This window comes from Stenotrophomonas sp. SMYL11, assembly GCF_036320005.1.
In the GTDB taxonomy this organism is placed as follows: Bacteria; Pseudomonadota; Gammaproteobacteria; order Xanthomonadales; family Xanthomonadaceae; genus Stenotrophomonas; species Stenotrophomonas maltophilia_A.
Genome location: NZ_JAWIRS010000003.1, coordinates 1 through 14,116, shown reverse-complemented (window position 1 = coordinate 14,116; position 14,116 = coordinate 1). Strand labels below are relative to the sequence as shown.

At 68.0% G+C, this 14,116-nt stretch carries 12 protein-coding genes and 1 rRNA gene; 6 read left to right on the top strand and 7 right to left on the bottom strand.

The genetic code is table 11. The features are described 5' to 3' along the window. Positions 1–3 precede the first annotated feature (3 nt). Together glyS and glyQ are read right to left on the bottom strand one after the other, a co-directional pair. Positions 4–2,079, bottom strand: coding sequence for a glycine--tRNA ligase subunit beta (gene glyS, locus V3B46_RS07010; protein WP_329891499.1), 2,076 nt, complete (start codon positions 2,077–2,079; stop codon positions 4–6). A 71-nt stretch (positions 2,080–2,150) separates the two neighbouring features. After that, on the bottom strand, positions 2,151–3,062 hold the full coding sequence (gene glyQ, locus V3B46_RS07005) for a glycine--tRNA ligase subunit alpha (protein ID WP_329891498.1): 912 nt from the start codon (positions 3,060–3,062) through the stop codon (positions 2,151–2,153). 83 nt (positions 3,063–3,145) lie between these two features. Here glyQ and V3B46_RS07000 point away from each other — a divergent pair, with 83 nt between their 5' ends. The 3 genes from V3B46_RS07000 to V3B46_RS06990 are packed head-to-tail and all read left to right on the top strand — an operon-like array spanning position 3,146 to position 6,661. Then, positions 3,146–4,981 (top strand): GspE/PulE family protein, encoded by a 1,836-nt coding sequence (locus tag V3B46_RS07000; RefSeq protein ID WP_329891497.1) that lies wholly within the window; start codon positions 3,146–3,148, stop codon positions 4,979–4,981. Continuing rightward, on the top strand, positions 4,953–5,699 hold the full coding sequence (locus V3B46_RS06995) for a glutamine amidotransferase (RefSeq protein WP_329891496.1): 747 nt from the start codon (positions 4,953–4,955) through the stop codon (positions 5,697–5,699). Before V3B46_RS07000 ends, V3B46_RS06995 begins: the two co-directional genes overlap by 29 nt. A gap of 50 nt (positions 5,700–5,749) precedes the next feature. After that, positions 5,750–6,661, top strand: a complete 912-nt coding sequence (locus tag V3B46_RS06990) for a BPSS1780 family membrane protein (protein ID WP_329891495.1) — start codon at positions 5,750–5,752, stop codon at positions 6,659–6,661. Between the two features lie 85 nt (positions 6,662–6,746). On the opposite strand, the gene tatC is transcribed toward V3B46_RS06990, so the two are convergent. From tatC to V3B46_RS06970, 4 genes are all read right to left on the bottom strand, one after another. Further along, positions 6,747–7,496 (bottom strand): twin-arginine translocase subunit TatC, encoded by a 750-nt coding sequence (gene tatC / locus V3B46_RS06985; protein ID WP_010482410.1) that lies wholly within the window; start codon positions 7,494–7,496, stop codon positions 6,747–6,749. After that, positions 7,493–7,954 (bottom strand): Sec-independent protein translocase protein TatB, encoded by a 462-nt coding sequence (gene tatB, locus V3B46_RS06980; protein WP_329891494.1) that lies wholly within the window; start codon positions 7,952–7,954, stop codon positions 7,493–7,495. Before tatB ends, tatC begins: the two co-directional genes overlap by 4 nt. A 15-nt stretch (positions 7,955–7,969) precedes the next feature. Beyond that, a complete protein-coding gene (gene tatA, locus V3B46_RS06975; RefSeq protein WP_032128453.1) occupies positions 7,970–8,197 on the bottom strand; it encodes a Sec-independent protein translocase subunit TatA in 228 nt (75 codons plus the stop codon). A 75-nt stretch (positions 8,198–8,272) separates the two neighbouring features. Beyond that, positions 8,273–9,166 carry a lipid-binding SYLF domain-containing protein gene (locus V3B46_RS06970; protein ID WP_329891493.1) on the bottom strand — a complete coding sequence of 298 codons (894 nt, stop codon included), beginning with the start codon at positions 9,164–9,166 and terminating at the stop codon, positions 8,273–8,275. Between the two features lie 164 nt (positions 9,167–9,330). Between V3B46_RS06970 and hemH the strand changes: the two genes are divergently transcribed. The 3 genes from hemH to V3B46_RS06955 all read left to right on the top strand — a co-directional run bounded on the left by hemH (position 9,331) and on the right by V3B46_RS06955 (position 13,540). Then, positions 9,331–10,293: a ferrochelatase gene (hemH, locus tag V3B46_RS06965; protein ID WP_262230326.1), complete on the top strand. Its 963-nt coding sequence runs from the start codon at positions 9,331–9,333 to the stop codon at positions 10,291–10,293. Continuing rightward, on the top strand, positions 10,290–11,144 hold the full coding sequence (locus tag V3B46_RS06960; RefSeq protein WP_329891492.1) for an alpha/beta fold hydrolase: 855 nt from the start codon (positions 10,290–10,292) through the stop codon (positions 11,142–11,144). The genes hemH and V3B46_RS06960 overlap by 4 nt, the downstream gene beginning before the upstream one ends. 290 nt (positions 11,145–11,434) lie before the next feature. Then, a complete protein-coding gene (locus V3B46_RS06955; RefSeq protein ID WP_329891491.1) occupies positions 11,435–13,540 on the top strand; it encodes a methyl-accepting chemotaxis protein in 2,106 nt (701 codons plus the stop codon). Between the two features lie 453 nt (positions 13,541–13,993). Here V3B46_RS06955 and rrf read toward each other — a convergent pair. Then, positions 13,994–14,108 (bottom strand): 5S ribosomal RNA (rrf, locus tag V3B46_RS06950). Positions 14,109–14,116: the final 8 nt, after the last annotated feature.

The following is a 14,116-nucleotide window of genomic DNA, read 5'->3' as shown; positions in this document are numbered from 1 at the left end:
GCGTCAGCTCGACAGATGCTCGATCGCCGCCACCTTGCCCAGGCGCTCACCCAGCATCGTCAGCAGCGCCAGGCGGTTGCCACGCAGCGCCGGATCCTCGGCATTGACCATCACGCCATCGAAGAACGCGTCGACCTGCGGGCGCAGGCGTGCCAGGCGGGCCAGCACAGCCACATAGTCCTTGTGCTGCAGGCTGGCGCCGGTGTCGTCGATGGCCGCGGTGACCGCTTCAGCCAGCGCGCGCTCGGCGTCTTCCTGCAGCAGCGCCGGGTCGATCTGGGCGGGAATGTCGCCTTCGGCCTTGCGGAGGATGTTGCGGATGCGCTTGTTGGCCGCAGCCAGCGCCTCGGCTTCCGGCAGCGCGGCGAAGGTGCCGATCGCATCCAGGCGGCGGTCGAAGTCGTACAGCGAGGCCGGCTTCAGCTCGGCGACGGCGTTGAAGTGCGTGGCCGGCACGCCCTTGTCGCTGTAGTAGCCCTTCAGGCGGTCGAGGATGAAGTCGTACAGCTCGCCGACATCGGCCTGCACGTTGCGCGCGGCCAGGCCGGCGTTGGCGCTGGCCAGCAGCGCGCGCAGGTCCAGCTCGAAGCCGCTTTCGATGATCGTGCGGGCCAGGCCCAGCGCGTTGCGGCGCAGGGCGAACGGGTCCTTGTTGCCGGTCGGCTTCAGGCCGGCGGCGAAACCACCGGCGAGCGTGTCGACACGTTCAGCAATCGCCAGCACCTTGCCCAGCGGCGACAGCGCGATGTCGTCACCGCCGAAGCGCGGCTGGTAGGCCTCGTCGATGGCCAGCGCCACCTCCTGCGATTCACCACCGGCCACGGCGTAGTGGCGACCGGCGATGCCCTGCAGTTCCGGGAACTCGTTGACCATGCGCGACTGCAGGTCGTTCTTGGCCAACTGCGCGGCCCGCTTGGCCTGCGCGGCGTCGGCGCCGACCTGGGGGGCGATCACTTCGGCCAGAGCGGCCACGCGTGCCACCTTGTCGGCCACGCTGCCCAGCTTGGCCTGGTAGGTCACCGTCTTCAGGCCGTCGCCCATCGACACCAGGCCCTGCTTCAGGTCCTCGTCGAAGAAGAACTTGGCATCGGCGAAGCGCGGGCGGATCACGCGCTCGTAGCCCTTGGCCACTTCGGCCACGTCCTTCGATTCGATGTTGGCGATGCCGATGAACTTCTCGGTCAGGGTGCCAGCGGCATCCAGCACCGGGAAGAACTTCTGGTTGACCTCCATCGTCTCGATCAGCGCTTCCTGCGGCACCGCCAGGAACGCACGTTCGAAGCCGCACAGCACTGCCGACGGCCACTCGACCAGGTTCACCACCTGTTCCAGGTTGTCGTCGGTGATGCGGGCGCTGCCACCCGCCTTGGCCGCGGCGGCCTCGACTTCGGCGACGATGCGCGCACGGCGTTCGCTCGGGTCGACCAGCACGAACGCGGCGCGCAGGGCTTCAACATAATCCTGCGGCTGTGCCAGCGACACCGCCTGGTCGTGGTGGAAGCGATGACCACGGCTGACGCGGCCGGCCTGCAGGCCGAACAGCTCGGCTTCGACCACGTTGGCACCGTGCAACAGCACCAGCCAATGCGCTGGGCGCGCGAAGCCCCAGGCGTGGTCGCCCCAGCGCATCGGCTTGGGAATCGGCATCGCCGCGATTGCCTCGCGCAGGATCTCCGGCAGCAGGCTGGCCGTGCTCGCGCCCGGCGTCACCGCGCGGTGCACGAAGCGCTCACCCTTGTTGTCGGTGGTCTTCTCCAGCGCGGTCCAGTCGATCCCGGCCTTGGCGGCGAAGCCCTGCAGGGCCTTGGTCGGCTGGCCTTCGGCGTCCAGCGCGATGTTCAGGTACGGGCCTAGCACTTCGCTGTGCTGTTCCGGCTGTTCCAGGCCAACGCCCGGCAGCAGCACGGCCAGGCGGCGCGGGGTCGACAGCGGGCGCGCATCGCCCAGTTCCAGTGCGACGCCGCGCTTGCGCAGGCCGTCGACAACGCCATCGAAGAACGCCTGGGCGAGGCCCGGCAGCGCCTTGACCGGCAGCTCCTCGGTGCCCAGTTCGATCAGCAGGGGGGACAGTTGGCTCATCGTTTCAATCCTGTGGTGGGGGCGCAGCGCGCGACGCGTCCGGCGCCCCGGAGTAAGGGGGAGAGCGGCCGTCAGGCCTTCTTCGCGCCCGGGAAGCCCAGCTTCTCGCGCTGCTCGTAGTACGCCTTGGCCACCGCCTGGGCCAGCGCGCGCACGCGCAGGATGTAGCGCTGGCGCTCGGTCACGCTGATCGCGCGGCGCGCATCCAGCAGGTTGAAGGTGTGGCTGGCCTTCATCACCTGCTCGTAGGCCGGCAGCGGCAGGTTCACTTCCACCAGCTTCTGCGCTTCACGTTCGCAGGCATCGAAACGGTGGAACATCTCTTCCACGTCGGCGTATTCGAAGTTGTAGGTGCTCTGCTCCACCTCGTTCTGGTGGTAGACATCGCCGTAGGTCACCGGCTGGCCGTCCGGGCCGTGGGTCCAGACCAGGTCGTAGACGTTGTCGCAGTTCTGCAGGTACATGCACAGGCGTTCGAGACCGTAGGTGATCTCGCCCAGCACCGGGCGGCACTCCAGGCCACCGGCCTGCTGGAAGTAGGTGAACTGGGTCACTTCCATGCCATTGAGCCAGACTTCCCAGCCCAGGCCCCAGGCGCCCAGCGTCGGCGACTCCCAGTTGTCCTCGACGAAGCGCAGGTCGTGCACCAGCGGGTCGATGCCCAGTGCCTTCAGCGAATCCAGGTACAGCTGCTGGATGTTGTCCGGCGCCGGCTTCATCGCCACCTGGTACTGGTAGTAGCGCTGCAGGCGGTTCGGGTTCTCGCCGTAGCGGCCGTCGGTCGGGCGACGCGAGGGCTGCACGTAGGCCGCGTTCCAGCTCTCCGGACCGATCGCACGCAGGAAGGTGGCCGGGTGGAAGGTACCGGCGCCCACCTCCAGGTCGAGCGGCTGGATGAGCACGCAGCCCTGCTGGGCCCAGAACTGGTTCAGGGTCTGGATCAGGCCCTGGAAGGTGATCGGAACGGTCGGGGTCGCGGACATGCGTACGAGTCTTGGCCGGCAAGGGGGTGCGCTAGTATAACGGCCGACCTGCGGGGCATTCCGTACCCGGGAGGAGCAGGCAGATGGAACATCGGCTGCCGGTGGGCACGCCCGGCGAGGCTGGCGGCGTGCCGCTGCCGTGGGGTCGCCTGCAGTTCGAGCAGATTGCCGCGGCCCTGATCGCCGATGGCCTGGTGGGCGAGCAGGACCGCGAGCGCATGCGCTTTTCCGCGCAGGGCGCACGCAACGCCAGTGAAGTGCACCCGCTGGTGCTGCTGTCCAACCTCAAGCTGGCCGCCAACGGCGGTGGCGAACTCACCCTGGAGCGCCTCACCGAGTGGCTGGCGCAGCGCACCGGCAGCCGCTACCTGCGCATCGACCCGACCCGGGTCGACGTTGCCGCGGTCACCGCGCTGGTCTCGCATGCCTACGCGCGCCGCCACCGTTTCCTGCCGTTGGCAGTGGATGCCGAGCGCGTGCTGGTGGCCACCAGCGAGCCACTGGTACAGGAATGGCGCCGCGACCTGCAGCACCTGACCCGCCGCCGCATCGAGCTGGCGGTGGTCAACCCGCTGGACCTGCACCGCTACACCATGGAGTTCTACGGGGTGACCCGTTCGGTGCGCGGCGCCCGTGGCGACGTGCGTGGCGAAGCCAATACCACCCTGCCCAGCTTCGAACAGCTGGTGGAGCTGGGCCGCACCGGCGACGTCAACGCCGACGACCAGCACATCGTGCACATCGTCGACTGGCTGCTGCAGTACGCCTACGAGCAGCGCGCGTCGGACATCCACCTGGAGCCGCGCCGCGAAATGGGGCGCATGCGCTTCCGCATCGACGGCGTGCTGCACAAGGTGTTCGAGGTACCGCCGGCGGTGATGACCGCGGTAGTCAGCCGAATCAAGGTGCTCGGCCGCATGGACCTGGCCGAACGCCGGCGCCCGCAGGATGGCCGCATCAAGACCCGTTCGCCGGGCGGCCGCGAGGTCGAGATGCGCCTGTCGACCATGCCCACTGCCTTCGGCGAGAAGTGCGTGATGCGCATCTTCGACCCGGATGCCGCCTTCAAGAGCATCGACCAGCTCGGTTTCAGCCCGCAGGAGGCGGCGGGCTGGAATGCACTGGTCGAGCGCCCGCACGGCATCGTGCTGGTCACCGGCCCGACCGGCTCGGGCAAGACCACCACCCTGTATTCCACGCTGAAGCGGCTGGCCACGCCGGACGTGAACGTATGCACGGTGGAGGACCCGATCGAGATGATCGCGCCCGAGTTCAACCAGATGCAGGTGCAGGCCAACATCGACCTGGACTTCGCCAGCGGCGTGCGCACCCTGCTGCGGCAGGACCCGGACATCATCATGATCGGCGAGATCCGCGACCTGGAAACTGCGCAGATGGCGGTGCAGGCCTCTCTGACCGGCCACCTGGTGCTGTCCACCCTGCATACCAACGACGCGCCCTCGGCGGTCACCCGCCTGCTCGACCTGGGCGTGCCGCACTACCTGCTGGCCAGCACCCTCAACGGCATCCTCGCCCAGCGACTGGTGCGCACGCTGTGCCCGCACTGCAAGCAGCCACACAGCCTCGGCGCCGCCGATTGGGCGGTGCTGGCTGATAGCCATGCCGCATATCCAGATGCCGCCACGCCCTGTCGGCCGGTCGGTTGCCTGGAGTGCCGGCGCACCGGATTCCTCGGCCGCATCGGCCTGTATGAGTTGCTGCCATTGGGCTCGCGGCTGCGCGGGCAGATCCGCGCCGACATGGATCTGGCCGGTTTCAGCCGGGCTGCGCGGGCTGAAGGGCTGCGAACCCTGCGCCAGGCCGGGCTTGAAAAGGTGGCGCAGGGGCTGACTACAATCGAGGAAGTCCTGTCAGTGCTGCCGCCCCCGGATGAACCCAGCCCCGTTCCTGATCCTTGAAACCGGCCGCCCGGTACCGACGCTGCGCCGCTACGGGCGCTTTCCGCACTGGATCCGCGTCGCCGCCGGGCTGGAAGAGCACGAGACGGTGGTGGTCGATGTCGAACACGGTGGCGCCCTGCCCGACCCGCATGCCTTCGCTGGCGTGCTGGTGACCGGCTCGGCCGCCTTCGTCACCGACCACGCCGAATGGAGTGAGCGCAGCGCCGCATGGCTGCGCCAGACGGCCCACGACGACCTGCCCGTGTTCGGCATCTGCTACGGCCACCAGCTGCTGGCGCACGCGCTGGGTGGCGAGGTGGCCTACAACCCGGCCGGCCGCGAGTCCGGCACGATCGAGCTGGAACTGCAGCCGCAGGCCGCACAGGACCCGCTGTTCCAGGGCCTGCCGCAGCATTTCGCTGCCCACGCCACCCATCTGCAGACCGTGCTGCGCGCGCCCGACGGGGCCGAGGTGCTGGCCCGTTCGCCGCTGGACGGCTGCCACGCCTTCCGCTGGGGCCGCCAGGCCTGGGGTGTGCAGTTCCATCCGGAGTTCGCCACCCACCACATGCGCGGCTACGTGCGCGCCCGCGCCGACTGCATCGGCCGCCATGGCGGCTGCGCCCGCAGCATCGAGCGCGCGGTCAGTGCCGCGCCGCTGGCCCGCCAGCTGTTGCGGCGCTTCGTCCGCCAGGCGCGGCTGTCTTCAGCCCAGCCGATGGCAAAACAGGGATAATCGGCGGCACGGGCAGCCGCCCGGCCCCCTCCTGTCCTTCCCGGATGTCCATGAAAGAGATTCGCAAGCTGCCGGCCTCGGCGGGCGCCCAGTGGTTGCTGGATACGTTCTCCCTGTACCGGCGTGCGCCGCTGCAGCTGGCCCGGATCGGCCTGACCTGGCTGCTGGTGAGCTGGGTGGTGACCCTGCTGTCGACCTTGATTCCCGGCGCCGCCGGCATGGCAGTACAGCTCATGACCCTGGCCATTTCGCCGATCATGTTCGGCGGCATGCTGTATGCCGTGGGCGAGATCGACGAAGGCCGGCCGGGCCTGGCCTCGCACCTGCTGCAGCCGATCCGCGACCACCGCGTCAGCCACCTGCTGGTGCCGCTGGCGATCCAGGTGCTGGCGGTCCTGCTGCTGGGCGCGCTGCTGTTCATGATGATCGGCCGCGAGGGCTTCACCGCCTTCAGCGAGGTCATGACCAAGATGGAAGAGATCAGCCGCAGTGGCCAGCAGATCAAGCCGGAAGATGCGGCCGCGCTGGTCGCCAACCTGCCGGCCAAGCGCATCGCGCTGTGGATGCTTCTGGTGTTCCTGAGCGCGGTGGCGCTGTCGCTGGCGATGTTCACCCAGCCGGCGCTGGTGGTGTTCGACAAGCAGAGCGGCATGCATGCGCTGCGCCTGAGCCTGCAGGGCTGCATCGAGAACATCGGCGCGATGTTCGTGTTCGCCGCGCTCGGCCTGATCGCCGCGTTCTGCATGTACATCCTGTTCGTGATCGTGATCCAGGTCGCGATGCTGATCGGTGGCCCGCTGGCCGCGGCCTTCATCGCCCAGCTGGTGCTGACCACGGTGCTGATGCCGCTGTATGTCGGCGCGGTCTATGCCGCGTGGAAGCAGATGTTCGTGCATCGCGGCAGCCGCGCGGCCCCGCCGATCCCGACCACGCCGACCTCGAGCGACGTGTTCCACGCCTGACGGAAAAAGGGGGCGGAGGGGATTAAGTCGTTCATGCCCAGTGTGTGCAGCTAACGACTTAATCCCCTCCGTCCCCTTTTTTCTTTCAGGCGGCGGGTTTCTTCACTACCGACGACGGCACCAGCCAGCGCGCGGCGTGGATGCCCAGCTCGTAGAGCAGGCACATCGGAATCGCCAGCATCAGCTGCGAGACCACGTCCGGCGGGGTCAGCACTGCGGCCACCACGAAGATGCCGACGATTGCGTAGCCACGGCCTTCCTTGAACTGCTGCGGCGTCACCCAGCCCAGCAGCACCAGGATCACCATCGCCACCGGCAGTTCGAAGCTGCCGCCGAAGGCAAAGAAGATCGCCAGCACGAAATCCAGATAGGCGTTCGCATCCGGAGTGATCGCGATCACGTCCGGGCTGAAGGTGGTGAGGAAGTGGAACACCGCCGGCAGCACCAGGAAGTAGGCGAAGGCACAGCCGGTGTAGAACAGCAGCACCGACGACACCAGCAACGGCACCGCCAGGCGCTTCTCGCGCGCATACAGGCCCGGGGCAACAAACGCCCACAGCTGGTACAGCAGCCACGGCACCGCCACAAACAGGGCCACGAAGAAAGTCAGCTTCAGCGGTGCGAAGAAGGCACCGGCCGGGTTGGTGGCGATCATCGTCTGCCCGTTCGGCAGCTGCGAGACCAGCGGTTCGGCCAGCGCGTTGTACAGCTTCTGGGTAAACGGCAGCAGCGCCAGCAGCACCACGCCCAGGCCCAGCAATGCGCGCACCAGGCGGCCGCGTAGTTCCACCAGATGCTCGACCAGCGAGCTTTCGCCGAAATCCTGTTCACTCATGGCTGGCGCTCCGGGCTGCTCTGCGGCGGCGGCGCACCGGCTTCAGGGGGTGTCGCCGGCGTCGGCTCGGGAGCAACGCTCTCCTGTGCCGGCGCATCGGCGTCGGGTACGGCGCTCATGTGCGGCGGAAGATCTGCGGGCGCCGGCGCGCGTACTTCCTGCGCCAGCGTATCGCCGTGCTGCCGGGCCTCCTGCGCTTCGCGACGGATCGCTTCACCGCTGGCGCGCAGCTGGTTCTCGGTGTCCTGCATGCCCTGGCGCACGTCCTGCATCTGCCGCTTGATGTCCTCGGCCTGCAGTTCGCGCTCCAGTTCCTGTTTCACCGAATCCCACTGATTACGGGCACGTCGCACCCACAGGCCGGCGAAGCGGGCCGCCTTGGGCAGGCGCTCGGGACCGAGCACCACCAGGGCGACCACTGCAATCACCAGCAGCTCGCTGAAGCCGATATCAAACACCGCGACCGCTCCGGATCAGCGAGCGTTACGGTCGTGCTCGTCCTGCGCGGCGCGCGAGGCGTCCTGGCTGCGCGATTCATCGCCCAGCTGTGCGTTCGGCTTGTCCTCGTCGCGCATGCCCTTCTTGAATTCCTTGACCGCCGAACCGAGATCCTTGGCGCCACTGGTCAGGCGCTTGGTGCCGAACACCAGCAGGACGATGGCCAGCACGACCAACCAATGCCAGATGCTGAAACTGCCCATAAAGACGCTCGTTACGTTAGTGATCAGGCTGTCGAGCATAGCGCACCGGGTGTTAGCCGGCGCGCGTGACGAAAGTCAGTTTCCGCCCAGCGTTTCCGTGCGGATTTCGCCGTCGTTGACCGGCTGGAAGCCCTGCTGCTGCGGCGGCGGGTTCTGCGGCACGTTCTGCAGCGGTGCGGTGGTGGCTTCGGCTGGGGCGGCCGGCGCTGCCTGAACAGGCGCCGGAGCAACGGCCGGGGCCGCTGCCGGGCGTGGCGCGCTACCGCCGTTGCCGTTGCGGTTGTTGCGGGCGGCGTAGGTGGCCTCTTCCAGACGATCGCGGAAGGCGACCACATCCATCGACGGCGAGCCCGCGGCGCGGCCTTCGAAGATCATCCGCGGCGTGGTGTTGCTGCCGTAGGCCTCCAGGTTGGCGGCATCGTCGATCTGCAGCACCGCACCATCCAGGGCGACACCGGCGAACAGGCCGCGGGCGCGCGACCAGGACCAGATCTCGGCCTTCAGCTGACCGTCGGTGGCGGCGGCGGCATTGCGGCCGACCGGGCCGGCGGCGACACCCGCATCGGCGCCCAGCGTGAACTTGCCGTTGACCAGGTTGTCCAGGCTACGGTCGTTGCGGAACACCAGCACCACATCGGAGGACTGCACGCCGGCCTGGAAGCCGATGCTGCCGCCGGTGAGCTTCACGAACACCGGATTGGACCAGGCACCGTTGGGCATGCGCACGGACATCAGGCCGTGGCCACGACGACCGCCAATGACCAGACCGGCCTTGATCGTGTCGGGAATGACGATGACCGCGCGGCCTTCGTCGAGCAATTTGTCCGGAATGCCCTGTTCAGGGATTTCCTGGATTTCAGCCAGCACGCGCACGGCATTGCGCGCACGCTGGTCTTCCTGCGGTCCGGCCATGGCCTGGCTGGACAGCAGGCTGGCGGCGATCAGCAGGGCTTGGATCGGGCGACGCATGGCAGGCTCCAGAAGTCAGTCCATAGGAAGATATAGCAAGTGACTGAAATTAGTAGTGTTGTCATGAATCCCCAATGAGCGTTCCCTGCTCACATTCATGCGCGCTATGCCTGCAATCCGAACCCTGCATCCCGGCGAGGCACCGGATCGGCGACAATACGCTCATGCTCGACGCACCCGATACCGCCGTGCTGGCGGTCAACCTAGGCACGCCCGAGACGCCGACGGCCCCCGCCGTACGCCGTTACCTGGCTGAATTCCTGTCCGACCCCCGCGTGGTCTCGATCCCGGCACTGCTGTGGCAGCCGTTGCTGCGCGGACTGATCCTGCCGCTGCGCAGCAGCCGTTCAGCGGCCAAGTACGCCCAGGTCTGGCTGCCGGAGGGCTCTCCACTGATGGTGCATACGCGCCAGCTGGCGCAGGCCATGCAAGCGCTGTTGCCGACCCTGAAGGTTCGCCATGCAATGCGCTATGGCGAACCGGCGCTGGCCAGCGAACTCGACCGGCTGGCGGCCGACGGTGCGCGCCGCATCGTGGTGCTGCCGTTGTACCCGCAGTACTCCACCACCACCACCGCCTCGGTCGAAGACCGCGTCGATGCCTGGCAGCGCCGCAATCCGGGCGTGACCGTGAGCCTGGTACGCGACTATTCGGTCGATCCGGGCTGGGTCGACGCCGTTGCCGGCTCGATCCGCCGCTACTGGGAACAGCACGGTCGTGGCCAGAAACTGATGTTCTCCTTCCACGGCATTCCGCAGCGACTGGCCGATGCCGGCGATCCGTATCCGCAGCGCTGCGAGGCCAGTGCGCAGGCCATCGCCAAGGCGCTGGAGCTGGGCAGGGACGACTGGCAGATGGGTTATCAGTCGCGCTTCGGCCGCGAGCGCTGGCTGCAGCCGTATGCCGAGCCGAGCCTGTGGGCGCTGGCCGAATCCGGCGTGAAGCAGATCGACGTGGTCTGCCCGGGCTTTGCCACCGACTGTCTGGAGACGCTGGAAGAAGTGGCACTGGGCTTCACCGAAACACTGGCCGAGCGCGGCGCGACGATGCGCTACATCCCCTGCCTCAACGCCGAACCGGAGCACGCACGTGCGCTTGCGCGGCTGGCCGTGGCCTCGCTGGCGTGAGTCTGCAACCGTTTGAACTGGAGGTCGGTGGCGCGCGCGTCGCCGGCCTGCGCAACCACGGTGACGGCCCGCGCGTGCTGGCCCTGCATGGCTGGCTCGACAACGCGGCCAGCTTCGTGCCGCTGGCGCCGCACCTGTCGTCGTTGCAGCTGGTGGCCATCGACCTGCCCGGCCACGGCCACAGCGCGCATCTGCCGGCCGGTGCCAGCTACACCACGGCCGCCGCCATCTGTCACGTACTCGACGTCGCCGACGCGCTGGGCTGGGACCGTTTCAGCCTGCTCGGCCATTCGATGGGCGCCGGCATCGCCAGCCTCACCGCCTCGGTCAGCGACCGTGTCGAACGGCTGGTGGCAATCGAAGCGCTCGGCGGCCTGCGTGGTCCCGAGGAAGAAACCGCCAACCGCCTGCGCGAGCATGTGAATGCCACGCGCGCACTGGCACGCAAGCAGCTGCGCGTGTTCCCCGACCTCGCTGCGCCGATCCGCGCGCGGATGATGACCAACCAGCTCAGCGAGCGCTGTGCACGGCTGCTGGTCGAGCGCGGCGTGGAGACGGTCGAAGGTGGTTACCGCTGGTGCAGCGACCCGCGCCTGATGCTGCCCACTGCGATCCGCCTCAGCGAAGGCCAGATCGACAACCTGCTGCAGGCCATCGCCTGCCCGACGCAGGTGATCTACGCCACACCGGCGCAGTCGTACTATCCCGAGCCGATGCGCAGCGACCGCCTGCGCCACCTGCGTGATGGACGGCTGGCGCTGTTCGCCGGCAACCATCACCTGCACATGGAAACACCGGCGCAGATCGCCGAGGTGATCCTGCGCTTCCTCGCCGTCGACAACGCCGGCTGAGTCGCAGCGTCCGCGCGCTTCACTCCGCGCGTTTGCGGCCGATACATCAGTTGCGGGCCCCTGCGTCCGCAGCACGCAGGTCCGGTCGGGCCTGCGGCGTGTGTCTGGTTCTGCAAGGAAGTCCGCATGCCCGCTCTGCCGCACCGTCACCCACAGGATGTGGCCACGGTGTCCCGTCTCCGCGTCGCTGATCGCGCCGCATTCCCCGAATTCCCGGCTCGCGCCCTGGTCACGCACTCCTGCGTGTGCCGCGGCGTGGCTGTTGTCGTTTGCTGATCCAGGAGTCGCCGATGTCCGTTGCATCCTCCCGTCCCCCCGATACCGCCCGCATGCCGCATCTGCAGCAGCTCGCGCGCCGCGCTGACCGTCGACTGCTGATCGGCAGCGCGGCGTTGGCTGTGGCTGGCCTCGTGCTGGCCCTGCGTGGGCCCCACGTACCGGGCGCTGCGTTGGCCGCGGCCGCCGTACTGCCCGCCCTCTGGCTGGCCGGTCCACTGGCGGGCCGGGCTGTCGCCCGCAATGGCCTGGCATTGCTGTTGTCGCTGCAGCTCGCCTTGTTGTGCGCGATCGTCGGCCCGGCGCCGGCGTTGCCGGTCGCGTTGCTGCTGGGCGTGCTGCTCAGCCACCGCGATCGCCTGCCGGTATGGCTGGCCGGTGGTGTTGGCACCCTCGCCCTGCTGGTACCGCTGCTGCACGGCGCAGCCGTGGGACAGACGTTGCTGCAGGCGGGCCTGTTCGCCAGCCTGACCATGTTCCTCGGCCAGGTCGCGCTGCGCCTGCGGCAGCAGACCGAGGCGCTTGGCCACGGCCCACGCCGCCTGGCCGCTCTGGCGCGCGATATCGCTACGGGCACCGATCTGAGCACACATGCGGATACCGCGGCCTATGCTCCCGGTTCGCTGGCCCATGCGCTGGCCGATACCGCCCGCCACGTGCAGGTGCAGCGTGGGCGCGAGGCTGACGCGCATGCCGAGAATGCGCAGATCCGCCAGGCCCTCGATGCCTCGCGCACCGCGATGATGATTGCCGACAACGACCACGTGATCCGCTACGTGAACCGCTCGGTGGTAGCACTGCTGCGCAACCAGCAGGCAACACTGCGACAGGCCTTCCCCGATTTCGACGCCGAGCGCCTGGTCGGCAGCAGCATCCACCGCTTCCACGCCGACCCGGACCGCATCCGCGCGATCCTCAACGGCCTGCAGGTCGCGCACAACGGCAAGGTGCAGATCGGCCCGGTGCACTTCGCGCAGGTGGTCACCCCGGTGTTCGATGCGCAGGGCGTGCGCCTGGGCTTCGCCGTGGAATGGCATGACCGCACCCATGAACTCGCGCTGGAGAACGCCGTGGCCGGCATCGTCGCAGCGGCTGCGGCCGGTGATCTCGACCAGCGCCTGCAGGCCACTGAAGGTGCCAGTTTCCTCGATGGGCTGACCGGTGGCATCAACCAGCTGCTCGATACGCTCGGCAGCACCGTCAACGAAGTGCGGCAGATGCTCTCGGCACTGGCCAATGGCGATCTGGACCGGCGCATGCACGGCGAGTATCACGGCGCTTTCGCTGCCATCCAGCGCGATGCGAATGCCACGGCCGGACAGTTGGCACGCATGGTCGGTCGCATCCAGGACTGTGCGGCCTCGATCAGTACCGCCGCCAGCGAGATTGCCGCCGGCAACGGCGCGTTGTCCGAGCGCAGCGAGCGCCAGGCCGCGCACCTGCAGGAGACCGCAGCATCGATGGAGGAACTCACCGCCACCGTGCGCCAGAACGCCGCCCATGCGCGTGAGGCCAGTGCGTTGGCGGCTTCCACGCAGAGCGCTGCCAGTGACGGCAACACGGCCATGCAGCGGGTGGTGAATACCATGCAGGCCATCGAAGGTGCTTCGAAGCGGATCGGTGACATCACCGGCGTCATCGACGGCATCGCCTTCCAGACCAATATCCTGGCGTTGAACGCAGCGGTGGAGGCGGCACGCGCCGGTGAACAGGGCCGAGGCTTCGCGGTCGTGGCCAGCGAAGTGCGGGGACTGGCGCAACGCTCCGCTGCGGCGGCCCAGGAGATCAAGAAGCTGATCGACGAAGCTGGCCGCCAGGTGGGCGAAGGTGCCCAGCTGGTAGCCGACGCCGGCCAGCGCATGCAGGGCATTGTTGGCGGCGTGGAGGATGTCAGCCACCTGATGCGCGAGATTTCCGCGGCGTCGCAGGAGCAGTCGATCGGTATTGAGCAGATCAACCAGACCGTAGTGCAGATGGATCAGGCCACGCAGCAGAATGCCGCGTTGGTGGAGGAAGCGACCGCGGCCGCACGCGAGCTGCAGAGCCAGGCCGGCACACTGACCGAAGCGGTCTCGGTGTTCCGGCAGCAGGAACCGCACGAGGTCTCGCAGGCCGCCTGATCCGGGCCTTCAGTTCGATCCTGATCAAGACGGCGCCCGCAGGGCGCCGTCTTTATTGTTGCGTATGCCTTGCTGCCAGTAGCTACCAACCTTGGTTGGCGCCGTGGTTCGTCGCGGAGGGCGTCCACGCATGGAGTGGATCTACTGGTAATGCCGGCCGCTGGCCGGCAATCACAGCGACGCGCACTGTCTGGACCTGCTGCCGGGGTTGGCACCGCTCTTCGCAGGGACAGCCATCCACGCATGGCGTGGATCTGCTGTGGGTCCGCCTGCACTCGGTAGTCGCCAACCTTGGTTGGCGCTGTGGCTGTCCGCGGAGAATATCCCCGTATGGCGTGGATCTACCGGGCGATGTAACGCCATCGGATTGCCGACCAGCGGCCGGCACTACCCGGCATTTTCTGCGCACAAAGAAAAACCCCGCTGCGTGAGCAGCGGGGTTTTGGGTGTAAACCCTGGCGATGACCTACTCTCGCATGGCTTGAGCCACACTACCATCGGCGCAGCTGCGTTTCACTTCCGAGTTCGGGATGGGATCGGGTGGTTCCACAGCGCTAATTTCACCAGGGAGGCGGT